We start from the raw sequence: 13,664 nt of genomic DNA on the forward strand, positions 1-13,664 counted from the left end.
CCGCGCATCGCAAATCACTCCATCGCTCCCAGCCGAGTGAATCACAATTCCCGTGCCATTGTTGGAGTTTTTCAGCAACCTGCTAGAGGAATATCTGGAGACCGACCTGCTTGTCAGGGGGCGATCGGGACTGCAGCCGACACCTGCGCTCGGTGCTGCACTCGACGGTTTGCGAGCGGGTTTCGCGGCGCTCGACAAAGCCACCGACAAGCTGGATTTCCAGCGGGCCGCAGAGATCCATGTCGTTGCCGATCCCGACTGGGCGGATCTGTGGCTTCTTCCGCGTCTCGAGTTCTTTCGCCGAAAACATCCCAACATATCCTTCAACGTGAACGGGGAAGGCGATGTCCCGATGCGTTTGGGGGCAGCGGACTGCATAATCGACCGCGACACGGAAGGTCATGCTGCCGATGGCGAGCCTCTTTTTACCGAACGCTTCCTGCCCGTGTGCTCCCCCGAAAACCAGGCCCGGCTTGAAGGTGCTTTCAATCAGCCTTCCAGTGTGGCGTCTCCAAAGTACCTGCCCATCGGTGCGCTCGAAGACCGGACGAAATTGTGGCGTCACTCCGCTGCCGCGGGCCTGGAAGGGTTCCCGTTGCTCCATATACAGTCGCGTCCTTTTCAGCCCCATACGCCGAGTTGGCGGGAATGGGCCGAAACGTTCGGATACGACCGGGCTGCACCCGAGCGAGGGGTGCGCTACGCGCATATGCGCGACGCGCTCGTGAGGTCGAACGCGGGGCTTCTTATCTGCGGTCTGTCCCTTGTTCTCGACGATGTCGAGGCAGGGAGGCTGAGTTTGCCTTTCCCCATCTGTGACCATGTGCTCGCGACCAGCCCGTACCGCATCAGGATTCGTGATGCCGCCATGGCACGACCGCAGGTCGGACGCTTCCGCAATTGGCTTTTTTCGGAAAGCGAGACAACGAAGTCGCGACTCAATCGGCTGGCCGCACCGAGATCTTTCTAGTTGCCGCGCCGCCGGGCGAGTTGGTCCGCCAGATGCGTGGAAAGTGAGACGGTCTGCTTTGGAGCCGGTCCAGTCGTTTACGCCATGCCTCAGGAACGACCGCTGCGCGCCCGATTTCGGAAGTTTGAATTCTGGGTATCGCCGCCTGATAGCGGTCATTCATTCCGCAGGTGAACCCGTATAGGTCCTTCGCCTAACCCACCTCCTGCTGAATCGCTTCGCCGATCCGCGATAGCATATCCCGCGGCAGTGAAGGCCGGCCGCGGCCAGGCTCTCACGGAACTGTACGGTGCTCGGGGTGCCCGGTTCGACAAGATGCTGGGCGAGCGGGGCGAGAGCCATGCCAGCGCTATCTGCATTGGCGAGACGCCATTCCCTGTTACAGCAGTTGCTGATTAGGCTCTCTGCTGAAAGTATCGGAGTGCTGGCGAAATAAACTCCGGATTCTCCCACGTTGCATAACGCGCGCGAAGGAGCGACGGAAGATTGGCGGTCTGGGGACCGGATTTGGCGAGCATTCCACGCACTATTTGGAAATAGCCAAGCACGGCCTCAGGAAGCTCGGCGCCGCCGAGATTTCCGTGCCCCGGGACAATGAGGCGCGGCTGCAACCGCATCATATCGTTGAGAGCGGTTTCCCACTTTGCAACGTCAATGTCGCCGGCACCGATCATAGGCGGGAAGAACGGGACGATGGGAAACATCCGCTCTTCGAGAAGGTCTCCCGCGAACAGGATGCGCTCCTGGGGCAGGAAGAGGATCTGATCCCCCGGAGAATGGGCGGTGCCCCAAGTCCGAAACCGGACTTCACGACCACCGAGATCGATCACGGTCTCCGCGGTGTCGTATGTCTCATGCGGTGGCGTCAGTTTGATCCCGTCCAGCAAATGCTTCTGCCCTTCCGGCAGAATGCCGGCTCTGAAGCCGTCCAACAAGGTCTGACCCGAGCGCTGCAAATAGTCCCGTTGCGCGCTGTTGTAGTAGATGCGTGCGTCGCTCCCGAACACTTGGGCACCGAAGCCGTGTTCCGGATGGGCGTGAGTTACCGTCAGGATGATCCGGCGTCCCGGTGCGAGTTCTCGCGCCAGGCGCAGGACGTTCTCGGCGCTCTCGATACCAAGACCGCAATCAATCACCAACACGCTTTCCGTGCCGACGATGATCCCGATACTCGGAACGAGCGGGATGCGCTTGTCGGGCACAAGAAAGACACCTGGCGCCATCTCCGCTGGAAAACGCGTATCGACGGTTGGCAGGGGCCGCGCGGGCGGCTGCAAGATGTCCTGCTCTTGGGCGCTTGCGCGGATCGGAACCATTCCCGCCAGTCCAGCCAAGACCGTCAGCTTCAGCAAATCGCGTCTGTCTGTGTATGCTGCCTTGCCAGTCTCCATCACATGTCTCCCTGTGTTCAGCAGCTATCTATCAAAACGGCGTCAGTCCTTTGCCCGGTACTCTTCCGGCATGACGAAGACTTCGTCCGCACGTCCGTATCCGCCATCGGGCACTTCCTCGATCAGGACCATCGTGGTCGGGCGCACGATCTCGCCGAAATAGCCGACCATCAGTTCGGTCGTTTTGTGGATCAGGTCTTCCTTCTGCGCCGTCGAAAGCGAGGCTTGGGGCAGTTTATAGTTCGCGAAAGGCATAGTGTGTTCCTTGGGTTTGAGGGTTGCGATTAGACCGCGCCGCCATTGGCGCGGATGGTTTGACCGTTGATCCAGCGGCTTTCCGGCCCGGCCAGGAAAACGACGGCGTTGGCGATGTCATCGGGACGGCCGAGGCGGCCGAGCGGAATCATCCGGGTGATGCTGGCAACCAGTTCCTCAGACTTGCCGCGCATGAAGAAATCAGTTTCGACCGGGCCGGGCGCGATCCCGTTGACGGTGATGCCGCGCGGTCCCAACTCCTTGGCAAGCACGTGCGTCAGCGCCTCGATCCCTGCTTTCGTCGCGGCATACAATCCATAACCGGGCTGGTAGAAGCCCACCACGCTTGAGGACACGCTGATGATCCGCCCGCCATCGCGCAGCCGCTTGGCGCCTTCGCGCATACCGCGGAACGTGCCGCCAAGATTGATGGCACAGTGGTCGTCGAAATCCGCGTCCGTAGCGTCGGCTACGGGTGAGAGCCGCATCATGCCTGCGTTGTTGACCAGTAGATCGACCGGGCCGAACGCGGCTTCAGCGGCATTGAACAGCGTGCGCATGCTGGCCGGATCGCCCACGTCAGCCTGCACCGCAACCGCCTTCCCGCCCGCCTGCTCGATGTCCTGCACGACCTGACGGGCAGCAGCTTCATCGCGCGCATAGTTCACCGCGACAGCACAACCCTCTTGGGCAAGCCGTCGTGCGATTGCCGCGCCGATGCCCTTGCCGGCGCCGGTCACGATTGCGGTTTTGTCTTTCAGCCTCATTTCTTGACCTTCGTTGCTCGGCAAGAAGGTAAGGAGACTTGGAGGCGGGATAATCGCCCTTTTGCGGGCAACAAAATTCGACTAATTCGAACAATCATGGATCGTCTCGATGCAATGCGTCTTTTCGTGCGGGTCATCGACCGCCGCAGCTTCACGGCGGCGGCGGCCGATCTTGGCATTCCGCGTTCGACGGCAACCGAAGCGATCCGACGGCTCGAGCGCGATCTCGGCAGCCGGCTGTTGGAACGCACCACCCGGCATGTGGCGCCCACGCCGGATGGCGAAGCCTATTACCGGAGGTGCCTGTCGATCCTCGCCGATATCGACGAAGCGGAGGGCGCCTTGCGGGGCGGTGAACCCGCGGGGGTGCTCCGCATCGATGCGCACGGCGCACTGACGCGAGCTTTCCTGCTGCCGCGCCTGCCGGACTTCCTGGAAGCATACCCACAGATCAGGTTGCAGATCGGCCAGGGCGACAGGCTGGTCGATCTGGTGCGCGAGGGGGTGGATTGCGTCATCCGGGCGGGTGAACCGGATGACAGCGGCCTGATCATGCGCAGGCTCCCCGATATTCCGGAGCAGACCTGCGCCAGCCCGCAATATATCGAGCATCACGGGATGCCCGCTTCGATCGATGATCTCGACCGACACCAGATGATCGGCTTTGTGTCGTCACGCACGGGCCGTGTGATGCCGATGGAGTTCCAGACCGGCGAGGAGATCAGGGAGGTGACGCTTCCCTGCCGCGTGACCGCCAACGAAGCGGAGACGGCGCATCATCTCGCACGGATGGGCTACGGGCTGATTCAGGCGCCCCGCTATCGCTTCCGGGAGGATCTGGCGCGCGGCGCCCTTGTCGAGGTCCTGCCAGCCCAGCCGCCGCCGCCTCTGCCGCTTGCTGCCTACTATCCGCAGAACCGCCAGCTATCGCCACGTGTGCGGGTTTTCCTTGATTGGGTGGTGGCGGTCTTTGATGCGGCGGATTTGTAGTTTGATGTACTTGCCTGTGCCTCTGGCTCGGGCGTCCGCGCCCGCTGCCAGTCGTGATGCTCTGCCCCAACCGAACGACGCTCAATGCGGGCGCGACGCCCGGCTTGTGACCTCTACCTCACCCCGCGCGCAACGCAGCGAGGCGCGAATGGGGTTACGTTGGGAAAACGTCGCTGGCCGACGGCTTGCGGCTGTACCAGGTGGCCAGCCTGGCATCCGCCTGAGCGTAAGGAGCACGGAATTATCTGGAGGGCCGTAACGTCCGCTAACGGACAACAGCCCTCCAACTTGATATGTCCGGTGTCGTTTACGGAAAGGCTGTTTTTCCGCTGAGGTCGCACCAAAGGTGCCAGTTCGTTCCCGGCCCCCCGAACAGGTCATTCGGCAATCGGGTTGGCGACGACCGCTCAGTCCGCAGGACCGCCGATCGAGAGGCGCACCGCGGACGGGTGTCTTGAGCCACCTCGCCCCGTGGGGGCTCAGATCTGGGCGGCGATGGCGGCCTTGTCGATCACCGACCAGACATTCTGAATCCTGCCATCAGCGATCTCGTAGAATACATTCTCATCGAACTTCACGCGCTTGCCGTTAACCGGTACATCGAAAAGAATGCCAACCGGCGTGCAATCGAACCTTAGCCGGCTGGCAACTTGCGGGGGCTCGCAGACAAGAAGTTCAACGTTGAAAGAAAGGTCTGGTATCGCTCGAAAATCCTCTTCGAGCATGCTTCGGTACCCCTTCAATCCAATCCTTTTTCCATTGTAGTGGACGTCATTGCCAACATGGCGATGGAGGCTGTCCCAGTCCTGCCTGTTTAGGCATTCTATATACGCGTGATAGATTGCCGCGATTTCATCCCTGGTCATGCATTTATCTCGTCAATGATGTTTTGGCACTCTAGCAAGTCAGTCCTGCACCGCAACACTACGTCCGCTTTGTCCGCAAGATCGCCAATCGCGAACCGCATGGCGGAGGGCTCGGTTGAGCCCACCCCTGCCCTTCCTTGTATTCCCACTGGTGGGGCCAAGCTGTGTGGGAACACGACGCTATCAGAGGGGCGCCGGACGACCGCTCTTCGGGAGCCTTTCCGATATTGCCTGCTAGCCGTGCTTTGCCAGCAGCTCGGGGAAGCGTCTTGCGATCTCCGGGGCGATCGCGGCGTGTCCGTGATGGCGCTGGAGGTGGACCACCAGGCCGTTGAGAACGTTGCGTGATGGATTCGGCGCCGGAACTGCCGGGCCGAAACGCGGAACAGATAGGTGGACAAATGCCGCCCGAGTTCGGGCGGCATCGCGGCCAATGCGTGCTCCAGGGGCGGGACGAGGTTTTTGGCTTTGGGCGAGACAAGAAACAGGCCGAAGGTTGCCTGCCCTCCCGGAACGAGGTTGTGCAACTCAGCGGCGAGATGGTCGACCGCGCCACGCTTATCGCCGGCCATCATGGCGACTGCCTTGAGGATGAGAAGATAGATATGGAATTGTGAGCTCGGCTCGGCCAGTTCGATGGCGTTGTCATAGAAGCTGGCGGCCTCGTCGATCTCGCCCCCTTGCTGGCGGCGATCTGCGCCTTCATGGAGAAGACCGCCGCAAAGGCGGTGCTGTTCAAGAAGGCTTCTTCGGTCAGCCGTTCGGCAAGGGCGAGATAGCCCCGGTCGATGAAGCGCAAGAGCTAGGCGATCGCCAGAAGCAAATGCGGCTTGTCGTGCACGTCGGGCAATGCTCTTAAGGCAAGCTCCTCGATTTCCGATTCGAGCGGCTGCCAGTCATCGTCACCGAGCGGTGCGGTCTGTATCTCGCCGAGGCTCTGGAGCAGCCTTGCATAATGGTTGAGCGCCAGCATGACCGAGTGCCTTGGATCGGCCTTGTCTGCCTGATGCGCCTGTTTCAGGCGGGCCGCATTCTCCCGCCAACTCACCGTATCGTCGGTGAGCATCACGGCCGCGTCGTGCATGCGCAGATGGGTGGGACGGTCGGCTGGTTCTGTTACCGTGTCGTCGGGCAGCGCTTCATGACGCCACAAGGCGTCGGTGAGCGCCTGTGCCAGTTCGTCGACGTGGTTCGGGTCGCGCCCCCGCGGCCATGTCCGACGCAAGCTCTCGATGATCTGGCGCGAACGCCCCTCGCGCAGCACCAGCGCCAGATGCAGATGCAGATGCTCCGCATCCGTGTGCGCGCTGACATCGAGTGTGAAGGCGAGATCGTCGGTACCTTGCAGGTCGAAGCGCCAGCCCGGCCGGTAGAGAATGGTCTTCTTTCCGCCGGTCGCCGCCTTCAGGGCCGAGGCGAGCCGGTGCGGAAGGCCATTGAGAGCACTTTGGTCATCGCCCAGCCCGAAGACGGGACCGATGAGCAGGAAGGCCGAGAGCGGCATTGTGTCGACCGGCTCGGCGGCCCAGACATAGCCCTCGCCATACTGGGTGACGATGAAGCGGGCGGAGCGCGCGCTGTCGCCGAGGCGCTTGCGCAGCCGGTTGACGAGGTAATCGACATTGCGCTCCGACAGCGTGCCGGTCTCGTCGCCGAGCGCTTCGAGCAATTGCGCACGGGTGACAAGTTCCTGCGGCTGGCGCACGAAGCGCAACAGCAAGGCCCGCTCCTGCCGGGTCAGGCGAAGGATCGTGCCGTCGTCGCGCTTTGCCGTCAGCATGTCGGGCTGGAAAACCAGTTCGTGATAGCGAACCAAATCGCCCCCCTCGATGATTCGTTGCCTTATCCGCCGGCCATTCGGTGGCCAGCGCGCGGCACGATAGGCGGCCTGGGAAGCTCAAAGGAAGAAATTTTTCTCCTGAAGGGCAAAAAAATCCAAAAATCCGACTCAACCAAATATTGGTGCGAGATTGTTGTGTTAGCTTCTCCTCAAATTTGAATCGCAACACGGGCAGCGTCCGGCAGGAACCGGGGCTGCCCGTGCTGCGCGTGTTTTGATTATGAGAGGGCAATATGGGGCGGGGATCGGTCAACCACGGCAATTGTGCAAAGCGGCGCAGGCACCTTCTGCTGGCCGGGACGGCGCTGGCTCTGATGCTGGGCTCGTCACTGCCGCTTCAAGCGCAAAGCCTGGGCCATGCCACAGGCGGAGGCGGCGGACCAGATTACGGCTTTCAAGGTGGCGCGGGCGGTTCTCCTGGGCAGGCCGGCGCGGACGGCGAGGGTCCTGGTGGCGGTTCAGGTGGCGATGGCGGTGCCGCGCCGGGCGGTGACGGCGATGTGGGCGTCGATAGCCTCGATGGCGGCGGCGATGGCGGCGGTGGTGGCGGCGGCGGTGGGGCGCATGGTGGATCTCCAGTGACCGGCAACGTGAACGACATGCTTGGTGGCGACGGCGGCGCGGGTGGCGATGGTGGTGCCTCTAACGGTGACGCTGGTGGTGGTGGCGCGGGCGGTGATGCCGCCATAATCGGCGACGGTTCCGGAAACACTGAGTATGTCCTTGGCGCCGGGACGCTCTGGCGAGGTGGCGACGGCGGCGCGGGTGGCGATGGTGGTGCCTCTAACGGTGACGCTGGTGGTGGTGGCGCGGGCGGTGATGCCGCCATAATCGGCGACGGTTCCGGAAACACTGAGTATGTCCTTGGCGCCGGGACGCTCTGGCGAGGTGGCGATGGTGGCGCGGGAGGAGATATCTCCAGCAGTGGCGTCGGCGGTGGCGGTGGCGGGGCCGGTCTGTTTGTCACCGGGGCAAATGCAGCGCCCATACTCTCGGTAGATGGAACGATCGCCGGCGGCCGCGGCGGCATTGGTGACGGCTACCGCGGCGGCGGCGGCGGTGGCGCGGGCGTCGTGGTGACGAACGGCGCCACACTTGAATTGCACCTTGGTGGCTCTGGATCGATCACCGGCGGGAACGGTGGAAACGAATCCGGTTCTGGCGGTGACGGCATCGTCAGCGACAGCGCGGTGACCGTCACGGTCGACGATACTGCCGCAATAGAGGGCGGCGAGGGGGTTGGAGCCGGCGCTGGTGGCGGTGCGGGGTTGCGGCTTTCAGGCGGTGGTGTCGTTGACAATGCCGGGACCATTCAAGGGGGGAATGGTGGCGGGGCGCTCGGTGGAGCGCCCGGTGCCGCTGGCGGCACCGGGAGCGGAGGAGCGGCCGGTTTTGTGCCCAATGAACCCGCCCAAGGTGAAGGCACTGCCGGAATTATTGGCGCTGACCTATCGGTCATCAATAGCGGCCTGATCGCCGGTGGAACCAGCTATTCCGGTCAGGCGAACGCTATCACCTTCACCGGCGGCACCAACCGGCTGGAACTGCGCGACGGCTACTCCTTCACCGGCAATGTTGTGGCCAATGGCGCCAGCGACACATTCGCGCTGGGTGGCGCGGATGACGCCACTTTCGATCTCGGCGGGATGGGCGATAGCGCCCAGTTTCGCGGCTTCGAATTCTTCGAGAAGACGGGCACGAGCACCTGGACGCTGACGGGAGAAGGCACAATCGACCTTTTCACCGTACGGGAGGGCACTTTGCGGGTTGACGGCGGCACACTCGATCAACCGAATTACGTGCTGAGCGGCAGGAATTATATCGGCGAGGCCGTCGGTGACGATACCTCGCTCGTCATCACCAATGGCGGAAAGGTTTCCGCTGCCAACTGGGTTACCATAGGCCACTTTGCAGACTCGCAGGGCAGCGTCGCCGTTTCCGGCAACGGATCGAGCCTGAATGCCGATTTCATGTTAAGTGTCGGAAGAGATGGCGAAGGGAGCCTGTCTGTCACAGGAAACGGGCACGCTTTCGCTCGCACTATCTTCGTCGGCGGAGGTGGTTACAGCACTCAGGGCATGGGCGTATTTTCCGTAAGCGGTGCAGGCTCGACCGCAAGTGTTGGCGAACTTTACGTTGCTTCATATGGTGATGGTTCGGTCGGTCTTGTTACCTTGGCCGATGACGGTACGCTCAGCATCTCCGGTCGTGTGAATATGGGCCTTCAAAATAGCACCGGCTCGGCGCGCCTGGCGATCGGCTCGGCATCGAACAACCCGGCAGATGCCATTACGGCGGGCGTGCTCGATGCACCAGAGGTTTCCTTCGAGAGCGATGTTGCTAGTCTCGATTTCAATCACACAAACACGAACTACCAATTCGTCGTGCCGCTCGTCAGCAGGAACGAAGGCGACGGTGCAATCAACCACTATGCCGGCATCACGACGTTGACCGGCAATAACTCCAGCTTTTCGGGGGATACGACGGTGTCCGGCGGCACGCTGCTGGTGGGCGCTGCAGCCGGCAATGGTGCGCTCGGCGGCACCGTCGAGGTGCTGGAAGGCGGCACGCTGGGCGGCTCTGGCACGGTCGGCACCACAACCATGGAAGATGGCGGCACCCTCGCGCCGGGCAATTCCGTCGGTACGCTGACGGTCGATGGCGATCTCACCTTCGCTCCTGGCTCCGTCTACGCGGTCGAGGTCGACGAGGCGAACGGCGTTGCTGACAGGATCGCGGTGACCCGCACCGCGACGCTGGCCGGCACGGTGGCGGTCGATGCCTATCAGTCCGACCTCGACTACGGCACCACCTATACGATCCTCTCGGCGGATAACGGGATCGTCGACAGTTTTGACGATGTCGAGGCCAATTACGCCTTTCTGGAACCGGAACTGGAACACGACACGAATGAAGTGCGTCTGACCCTGGTACGCAAGACGGTCGAGCCAGAGCCCGAACCAGAACCTCAGCCGGAGCCAGAGCCTGAACCGCAGCCCGAGCCGATACGGTTTAGCGACGCGGCCGAGACGCCGAACCAGGCCGCCGCCGCAAACGGCACCGAAAGCCTGGGCAAGGGCAACAACTTGTTCGACGCCATCATCGTCCTACCCGCGGGCGAACCGCCGGCTGCCTTCGATGCCCTTTCCGGCGAGGTTCACGCCAGCATCAAGAGCGGGCTGATCGCGGACAGCCGGTTCCTGCGCGATGCCGTTAATGACCGTATCCGCGCCGCCTTCTCAAACGTTCCCACCGCCGCCATGCCATTGATGGCCTACGGGCCGGGCGACCCGCGCCCGGCGAGCCCGGCAAGCATCGGCCCCGTCGCCTGGGGGCAGGTCTATGGCGCCTGGGGCGAGACGGATGGCGACGGCAATGCGGCCAAGCTTGACCGTTCCACCGGCGGCTTCCTGACCGGCATCGACGGCGCGCTCACAGCGAATATCCGGCTCGGCCTCATCGCCGGCTACGGCCATTCCTCCTTCCATGCCGACGACCGGGCGTCGTCCGGCTCGAGCGACAATTATCATCTCGGGCTTTACGGCGGCGGGCAGTGGGACGCGATGCGCCTGTCGGGCGGGCTTGCCTAATACATGGCACGATATCGAGACGAACCGCTCGGTGGCCTTCCCCGGCTTTGCCGACAGGCTCTCCGCCAGCTATGACGCCGGCTCCTTCCAGGCCTTTGGCGAGGCCGGCTACCGCTTCGATACGGCCGCAGCGACCTTCGAACCCTTCATCGGCCTGGCCCATGTCAGCCTGCACACCGATGGGTACACGGAAGACGGCGGCGCGGCGGCGCTGAGCGCAAACGGCCAGACCACGGACACGACCTTCACGACGCTCGGCCTCCATGCTGCCACGGACTTCGATCTCGCCGGCATGCGCGCTACGGCGCACGGCACGCTCGGCTGGCGGCATGCCTTCGGCGACACGGTGCCGCTTGCCACGCAGGCCTTTGCCGGCGGTGAAGCCTTCACCGTAGCGGGGGCACCGATCGCCGAGGACGCGGCCGTCATCGCGGCCGGGCTCGATCTTGGCATCGCCGACAACGCCACGCTCGGGGTCTCCTACTCCGGCCAGATCGCAAGCGACGCCCAGGAGCATGGCTTTGATGCCAAGGTCAGCGTGAAATTCTGAGCCCGGATGCTCAGATCGGAATCACCGCTTCGCGAGCGTGAAGCGGCCATTCGATTCGAGAATTCCTACGACAGGGGTCGGCTGAACGCGTCGCTGCCGGTCGCTAGCGCGAATGTCGCGAAAGTCCGCAAGGCGGTCACAGGCACGGCGTTGGGAATATCCCCTCTCTTCAATGGCCCAGTCCACGGCCTGTCTCCTCGAACCGGGCGTCAGAAGTTTTTTGCTCGCGCAGTGTCGACACATCTGTCATCGACTCTGCCAGAAGCTTTTTCAGGCGCGCATTCTCCTCCTCCAGCGCCTTCAGCCGCTTGACTTCCGACACTTCTATGCCGCCATACCTCTTGCGCCAGGTGTAGAAGGTCGCGTCGCTGATCCCGTATTTGTGGCACAGCTCCGTCGCCGAAAGCCCGGCCTGATGCTGCTTCAAAATGTCGATGATGTGCTCGTCCGAAAAACGCGATCGCTTCATCGCTTCCGCTCCCTCTCCCAGCCAGGAAATGGCGCGGAAAACTCTAACCCAATTCGAGGGCATTTAGTCTAGCGGAGGCAGACCAACGTCACCGGCCGCCAAGATGCTTCGCGATCCGAAGTCGAGCAAGGCTGCAAAGTCGGAATATAAGGTCCGATTCCGAGTAAATCATTTCGCGCTGCCAAGCTCGTTTCTGCGCCAGGACGACGGAGCGGCACCGACGGAGCGCTTGAAGTCTCTGCTCAGGTGATAGACATCGCAGAAGCCGCATAACTCCGCGATTTCGGCAAGCGGCGCGCTTGTCTGCACGAGCATCGCCTGCGCCTGCGTCAGCCGTTCCCGGATCAGCCATTGCCGCGGGCTCGTACGCAGGTGCCGGCGGAACAGGCGGCGCGTCTGCGACTGGCCGAGGCCTGTGACTGCGGAGATCTCCGCCGCGCTCCAGCCAAGGCGCAGATTTGCGCGCATGGCGCCGACCAGGGCGGCAAGTGGCGGAGGCAGTTCCTCTCTCGCGCGGCCGGCCAGATTGCGGTCGAGGATGGTCAGGAACTCGGCGACCAGATGATTGAGACGAAGGTCCAGACCGACATCGCGGCTGCGCATCGCAACAAAGAGCCGCTCGAACCAGGGCGCCGGGTTTGCGTTCTCCGCAAAGCGCGTGTGCGATGGGTCCTCTCCGAAGAGCTTTTCGCGCAGCCTGGCCGGGTTCGGCCCGTCGAGGCGGAACCATAGCAGCGTCCAAGGATCGTGCCCGTTTGCAGCATGCATATGCGGCGCCTCGTTGGCGATCCACACCAAATGACCGGGCTTCACCTCGATGCGGTCGCCCAGCGTCTCGACGGTACCCGCGCCCGACAGGCAGAAGAGGATGTCCTGCCCCGGATGGGCGGTGCGCGCGATGCAATAGTCGGGGGCGGCCGCCACCTTGCCGGCGCGCAGGACACTGAAGGCTGTGCTGCTCCAGCCGGGCGCGGGAACATAGTGCAGGCTTTCCAGAAATGCCGTCTTCTGTTGCATGCGCGTTTTATACAAACAATGCGTTCTCTTTGTCTATTCCAGCAATTCAGCCGCGCGAATAGAGTTCGTGCATGCAGGCCGATGCGTTCGACGAATCGGCCTCCCGGCCCTAGGAAGGGCGGCGAGGAGCAGCGGTTCGGATGCCGATCCCCGACAGGGGCGATGCCGACCGCACATGCAGGGAGGACGCCAAATGCACGGGCTGACCAGGGAAGAAGAGAACCTTTATGTGCGCGATGGATACATCATCCGCAAGGGTCTTCTGAGCGCAGAGGAAGTCGCGGGTTTCCGCGATCGTGCACGCAAGCAGCTCGAGGAGGAGACCGGCGCCGGCGCTGTGATGGCCAAGGGCGACAAGGAAGGCAAGACCACGCTCCTGAAGATGTGGACCAGGGCGGAGGACGACCAGTACGGCCTTCTCGCACGGGACGAGCGGATGGTGGAGCTTGCCGGGGACGCCATCGGCAAGCCGGTCTATCTCTACAGCCACAAGATGACCATGAAGCAGCCTAACGAGGGCGGAGCTTGGGAGTGGCATCAGGATTTCGGCTACTGGTACAACTACGGCTGTCTGGCGCCGGAGATGATGAGCATCTATGTCGCCCTAGACCGGGCGACGCGCGAGAATGGTTGCCTGCAGGTGCTCAAGGGGTCGCACAAGCTTGGTCGTCTCAACCACATTCGCGAGAACGACCAGACCAATGTCGAGCAGGAGCATCTGGAGGCGGCGCTGAAGCGTTACGAACACATCTATGTGGAAATGGAAGCGGGCGACGCGCTGGTGTTCGACGGCAACCTGCTGCACCGCTCGGATGCCAACCGGTCGGACACATACCGCTGGGGCTATATCTGCTCGTACAATGCGGTCGAGAATGCGCCGTTCAAGAGGGTGCGAGACTATGGGAATTACGAGGAACTGAAGAAGGTGCCGGCGGGCTCGTTCCGCAAGGCTTCCTGAC

Annotated in this window: 13 protein-coding genes and 1 pseudogene; 7 read left to right on the forward strand and 7 right to left on the reverse strand. The window is 62.7% G+C overall.

Annotated elements, in window-relative coordinates; genetic code table 11:
• Positions 1-52 precede the first annotated feature (52 nt).
• Positions 53-970: a LysR substrate-binding domain-containing protein gene (locus GM909_RS23920; RefSeq protein WP_198174386.1), complete on the forward strand. Its 918-nt coding sequence runs from the start codon at positions 53-55 to the stop codon at positions 968-970.
• A gap of 395 nt (positions 971-1,365) precedes the next feature.
• On the opposite strand, the gene GM909_RS23925 is transcribed toward GM909_RS23920, so the two are convergent.
• Genes GM909_RS23925 through GM909_RS23935 form a run of 3 tightly spaced genes read right to left on the reverse strand, consistent with a single transcriptional unit; the run spans position 1,366 to position 3,383 of the window.
• Entirely contained in the window at positions 1,366-2,361 is a 996-nt protein-coding gene (locus GM909_RS23925; protein ID WP_157019944.1) for an MBL fold metallo-hydrolase, read from the reverse strand.
• 42 nt (positions 2,362-2,403) lie between these two features.
• Positions 2,404-2,616: a tautomerase family protein gene (locus tag GM909_RS23930; protein WP_157019946.1), complete on the reverse strand. Its 213-nt coding sequence runs from the start codon at positions 2,614-2,616 to the stop codon at positions 2,404-2,406.
• A 29-nt stretch (positions 2,617-2,645) separates the two neighbouring features.
• The gene (locus GM909_RS23935; RefSeq protein WP_157019948.1) at positions 2,646-3,383 is read right to left on the reverse strand and encodes an SDR family oxidoreductase; all 738 of its coding nucleotides are present in this window, start codon (positions 3,381-3,383) and stop codon (positions 2,646-2,648) included.
• A gap of 96 nt (positions 3,384-3,479) precedes the next feature.
• Here GM909_RS23935 and GM909_RS23940 point away from each other — a divergent pair, with 96 nt between their 5' ends.
• Positions 3,480-4,373 (forward strand): LysR family transcriptional regulator, encoded by an 894-nt coding sequence (locus GM909_RS23940; RefSeq protein ID WP_157020007.1) that lies wholly within the window; start codon positions 3,480-3,482, stop codon positions 4,371-4,373.
• Positions 4,374-4,852: 479 nt separating this feature from the next.
• Here the strand turns inward: GM909_RS23940 and GM909_RS23945 are convergent, their stop codons facing one another.
• Complete coding sequence (locus tag GM909_RS23945) at positions 4,853-5,239, reverse strand: ester cyclase (RefSeq protein WP_157019950.1); 387 nt, start codon at positions 5,237-5,239, stop codon at positions 4,853-4,855.
• A 347-nt stretch (positions 5,240-5,586) separates the two neighbouring features.
• On the opposite strand from GM909_RS23945, the gene GM909_RS23950 reads away from it, so the two are divergent.
• Positions 5,587-5,856: a hypothetical protein gene (locus tag GM909_RS23950; RefSeq protein ID WP_157019952.1), complete on the forward strand. Its 270-nt coding sequence runs from the start codon at positions 5,587-5,589 to the stop codon at positions 5,854-5,856.
• 185 nt (positions 5,857-6,041) lie between these two features.
• On the opposite strand, the gene GM909_RS23955 is transcribed toward GM909_RS23950, so the two are convergent.
• A complete protein-coding gene (locus GM909_RS23955) occupies positions 6,042-7,055 on the reverse strand; it encodes a helix-turn-helix domain-containing protein (RefSeq protein ID WP_157019954.1) in 1,014 nt (337 codons plus the stop codon).
• A gap of 381 nt (positions 7,056-7,436) precedes the next feature.
• Here GM909_RS23955 and GM909_RS25950 point away from each other — a divergent pair, with 381 nt between their 5' ends.
• The 3 genes from GM909_RS25950 to GM909_RS26345 are packed head-to-tail and all read left to right on the forward strand — an operon-like array spanning position 7,437 to position 11,219.
• A complete protein-coding gene (locus GM909_RS25950) occupies positions 7,437-7,661 on the forward strand; it encodes a hypothetical protein (RefSeq protein WP_210252590.1) in 225 nt (74 codons plus the stop codon).
• Positions 7,658-10,669: an autotransporter outer membrane beta-barrel domain-containing protein gene (locus GM909_RS26340; protein WP_268890792.1), complete on the forward strand. Its 3,012-nt coding sequence runs from the start codon at positions 7,658-7,660 to the stop codon at positions 10,667-10,669. The genes GM909_RS25950 and GM909_RS26340 overlap by 4 nt, the downstream gene beginning before the upstream one ends.
• Positions 10,662-11,219, forward strand: a complete 558-nt coding sequence (locus GM909_RS26345; RefSeq protein WP_268890793.1) for an autotransporter outer membrane beta-barrel domain-containing protein — start codon at positions 10,662-10,664, stop codon at positions 11,217-11,219. The genes GM909_RS26340 and GM909_RS26345 overlap by 8 nt, the downstream gene beginning before the upstream one ends.
• A 138-nt stretch (positions 11,220-11,357) precedes the next feature.
• On the opposite strand, the pseudogene GM909_RS23970 reads toward GM909_RS26345, so the two are convergent.
• Both GM909_RS23970 and GM909_RS23975 read right to left on the reverse strand, forming a co-directional pair.
• Positions 11,358-11,688 (reverse strand): annotated as a pseudogene (locus tag GM909_RS23970) (transposase); the annotation flags it as partial.
• Between the two features lie 168 nt (positions 11,689-11,856).
• Positions 11,857-12,705, reverse strand: a complete 849-nt coding sequence (locus GM909_RS23975; protein ID WP_157019958.1) for an AraC family transcriptional regulator — start codon at positions 12,703-12,705, stop codon at positions 11,857-11,859.
• 193 nt (positions 12,706-12,898) lie between these two features.
• Between GM909_RS23975 and GM909_RS23980 the strand changes: the two genes are divergently transcribed.
• Positions 12,899-13,663, forward strand: coding sequence for a phytanoyl-CoA dioxygenase family protein (locus GM909_RS23980; protein ID WP_157019960.1), 765 nt, complete (start codon positions 12,899-12,901; stop codon positions 13,661-13,663).
• Position 13,664 lies beyond the last annotated feature (1 nt).

The organism is Mesorhizobium xinjiangense (assembly GCF_009749525.1).
GTDB lineage: Bacteria > Pseudomonadota > Alphaproteobacteria > Rhizobiales > Rhizobiaceae > Mangrovimarina > Mangrovimarina xinjiangensis.

Excerpts from the sequence above, each read along its gene's own strand:
- GM909_RS23925 (WP_157019944.1), bottom strand. The coding sequence starts at position 2,361 with ATGGAGACTGGCAAGGCAGCATACACAGACAGACGCGATTTGCTGAAG.
- GM909_RS23930 (WP_157019946.1), bottom strand. The coding sequence starts at position 2,616 with ATGCCTTTCGCGAACTATAAACTGCCCCAAGCCTCGCTTTCGACGGCG.
- GM909_RS23935 (WP_157019948.1), bottom strand. The coding sequence starts at position 3,383 with ATGAGGCTGAAAGACAAAACCGCAATCGTGACCGGCGCCGGCAAGGGC.
- GM909_RS23940 (WP_157020007.1), top strand. The coding sequence starts at position 3,480 with ATGGATCGTCTCGATGCAATGCGTCTTTTCGTGCGGGTCATCGACCGC.
- GM909_RS23945 (WP_157019950.1), bottom strand. The coding sequence starts at position 5,239 with ATGACCAGGGATGAAATCGCGGCAATCTATCACGCGTATATAGAATGC.
- GM909_RS23950 (WP_157019952.1), top strand. The coding sequence starts at position 5,587 with ATGGATTCGGCGCCGGAACTGCCGGGCCGAAACGCGGAACAGATAGGT.
- GM909_RS25950 (WP_210252590.1), top strand. The coding sequence starts at position 7,437 with ATGCCACAGGCGGAGGCGGCGGACCAGATTACGGCTTTCAAGGTGGCG.
- GM909_RS23975 (WP_157019958.1), bottom strand. The coding sequence starts at position 12,705 with ATGCAACAGAAGACGGCATTTCTGGAAAGCCTGCACTATGTTCCCGCG.
- GM909_RS23980 (WP_157019960.1), top strand. The coding sequence starts at position 12,899 with ATGCACGGGCTGACCAGGGAAGAAGAGAACCTTTATGTGCGCGATGGA.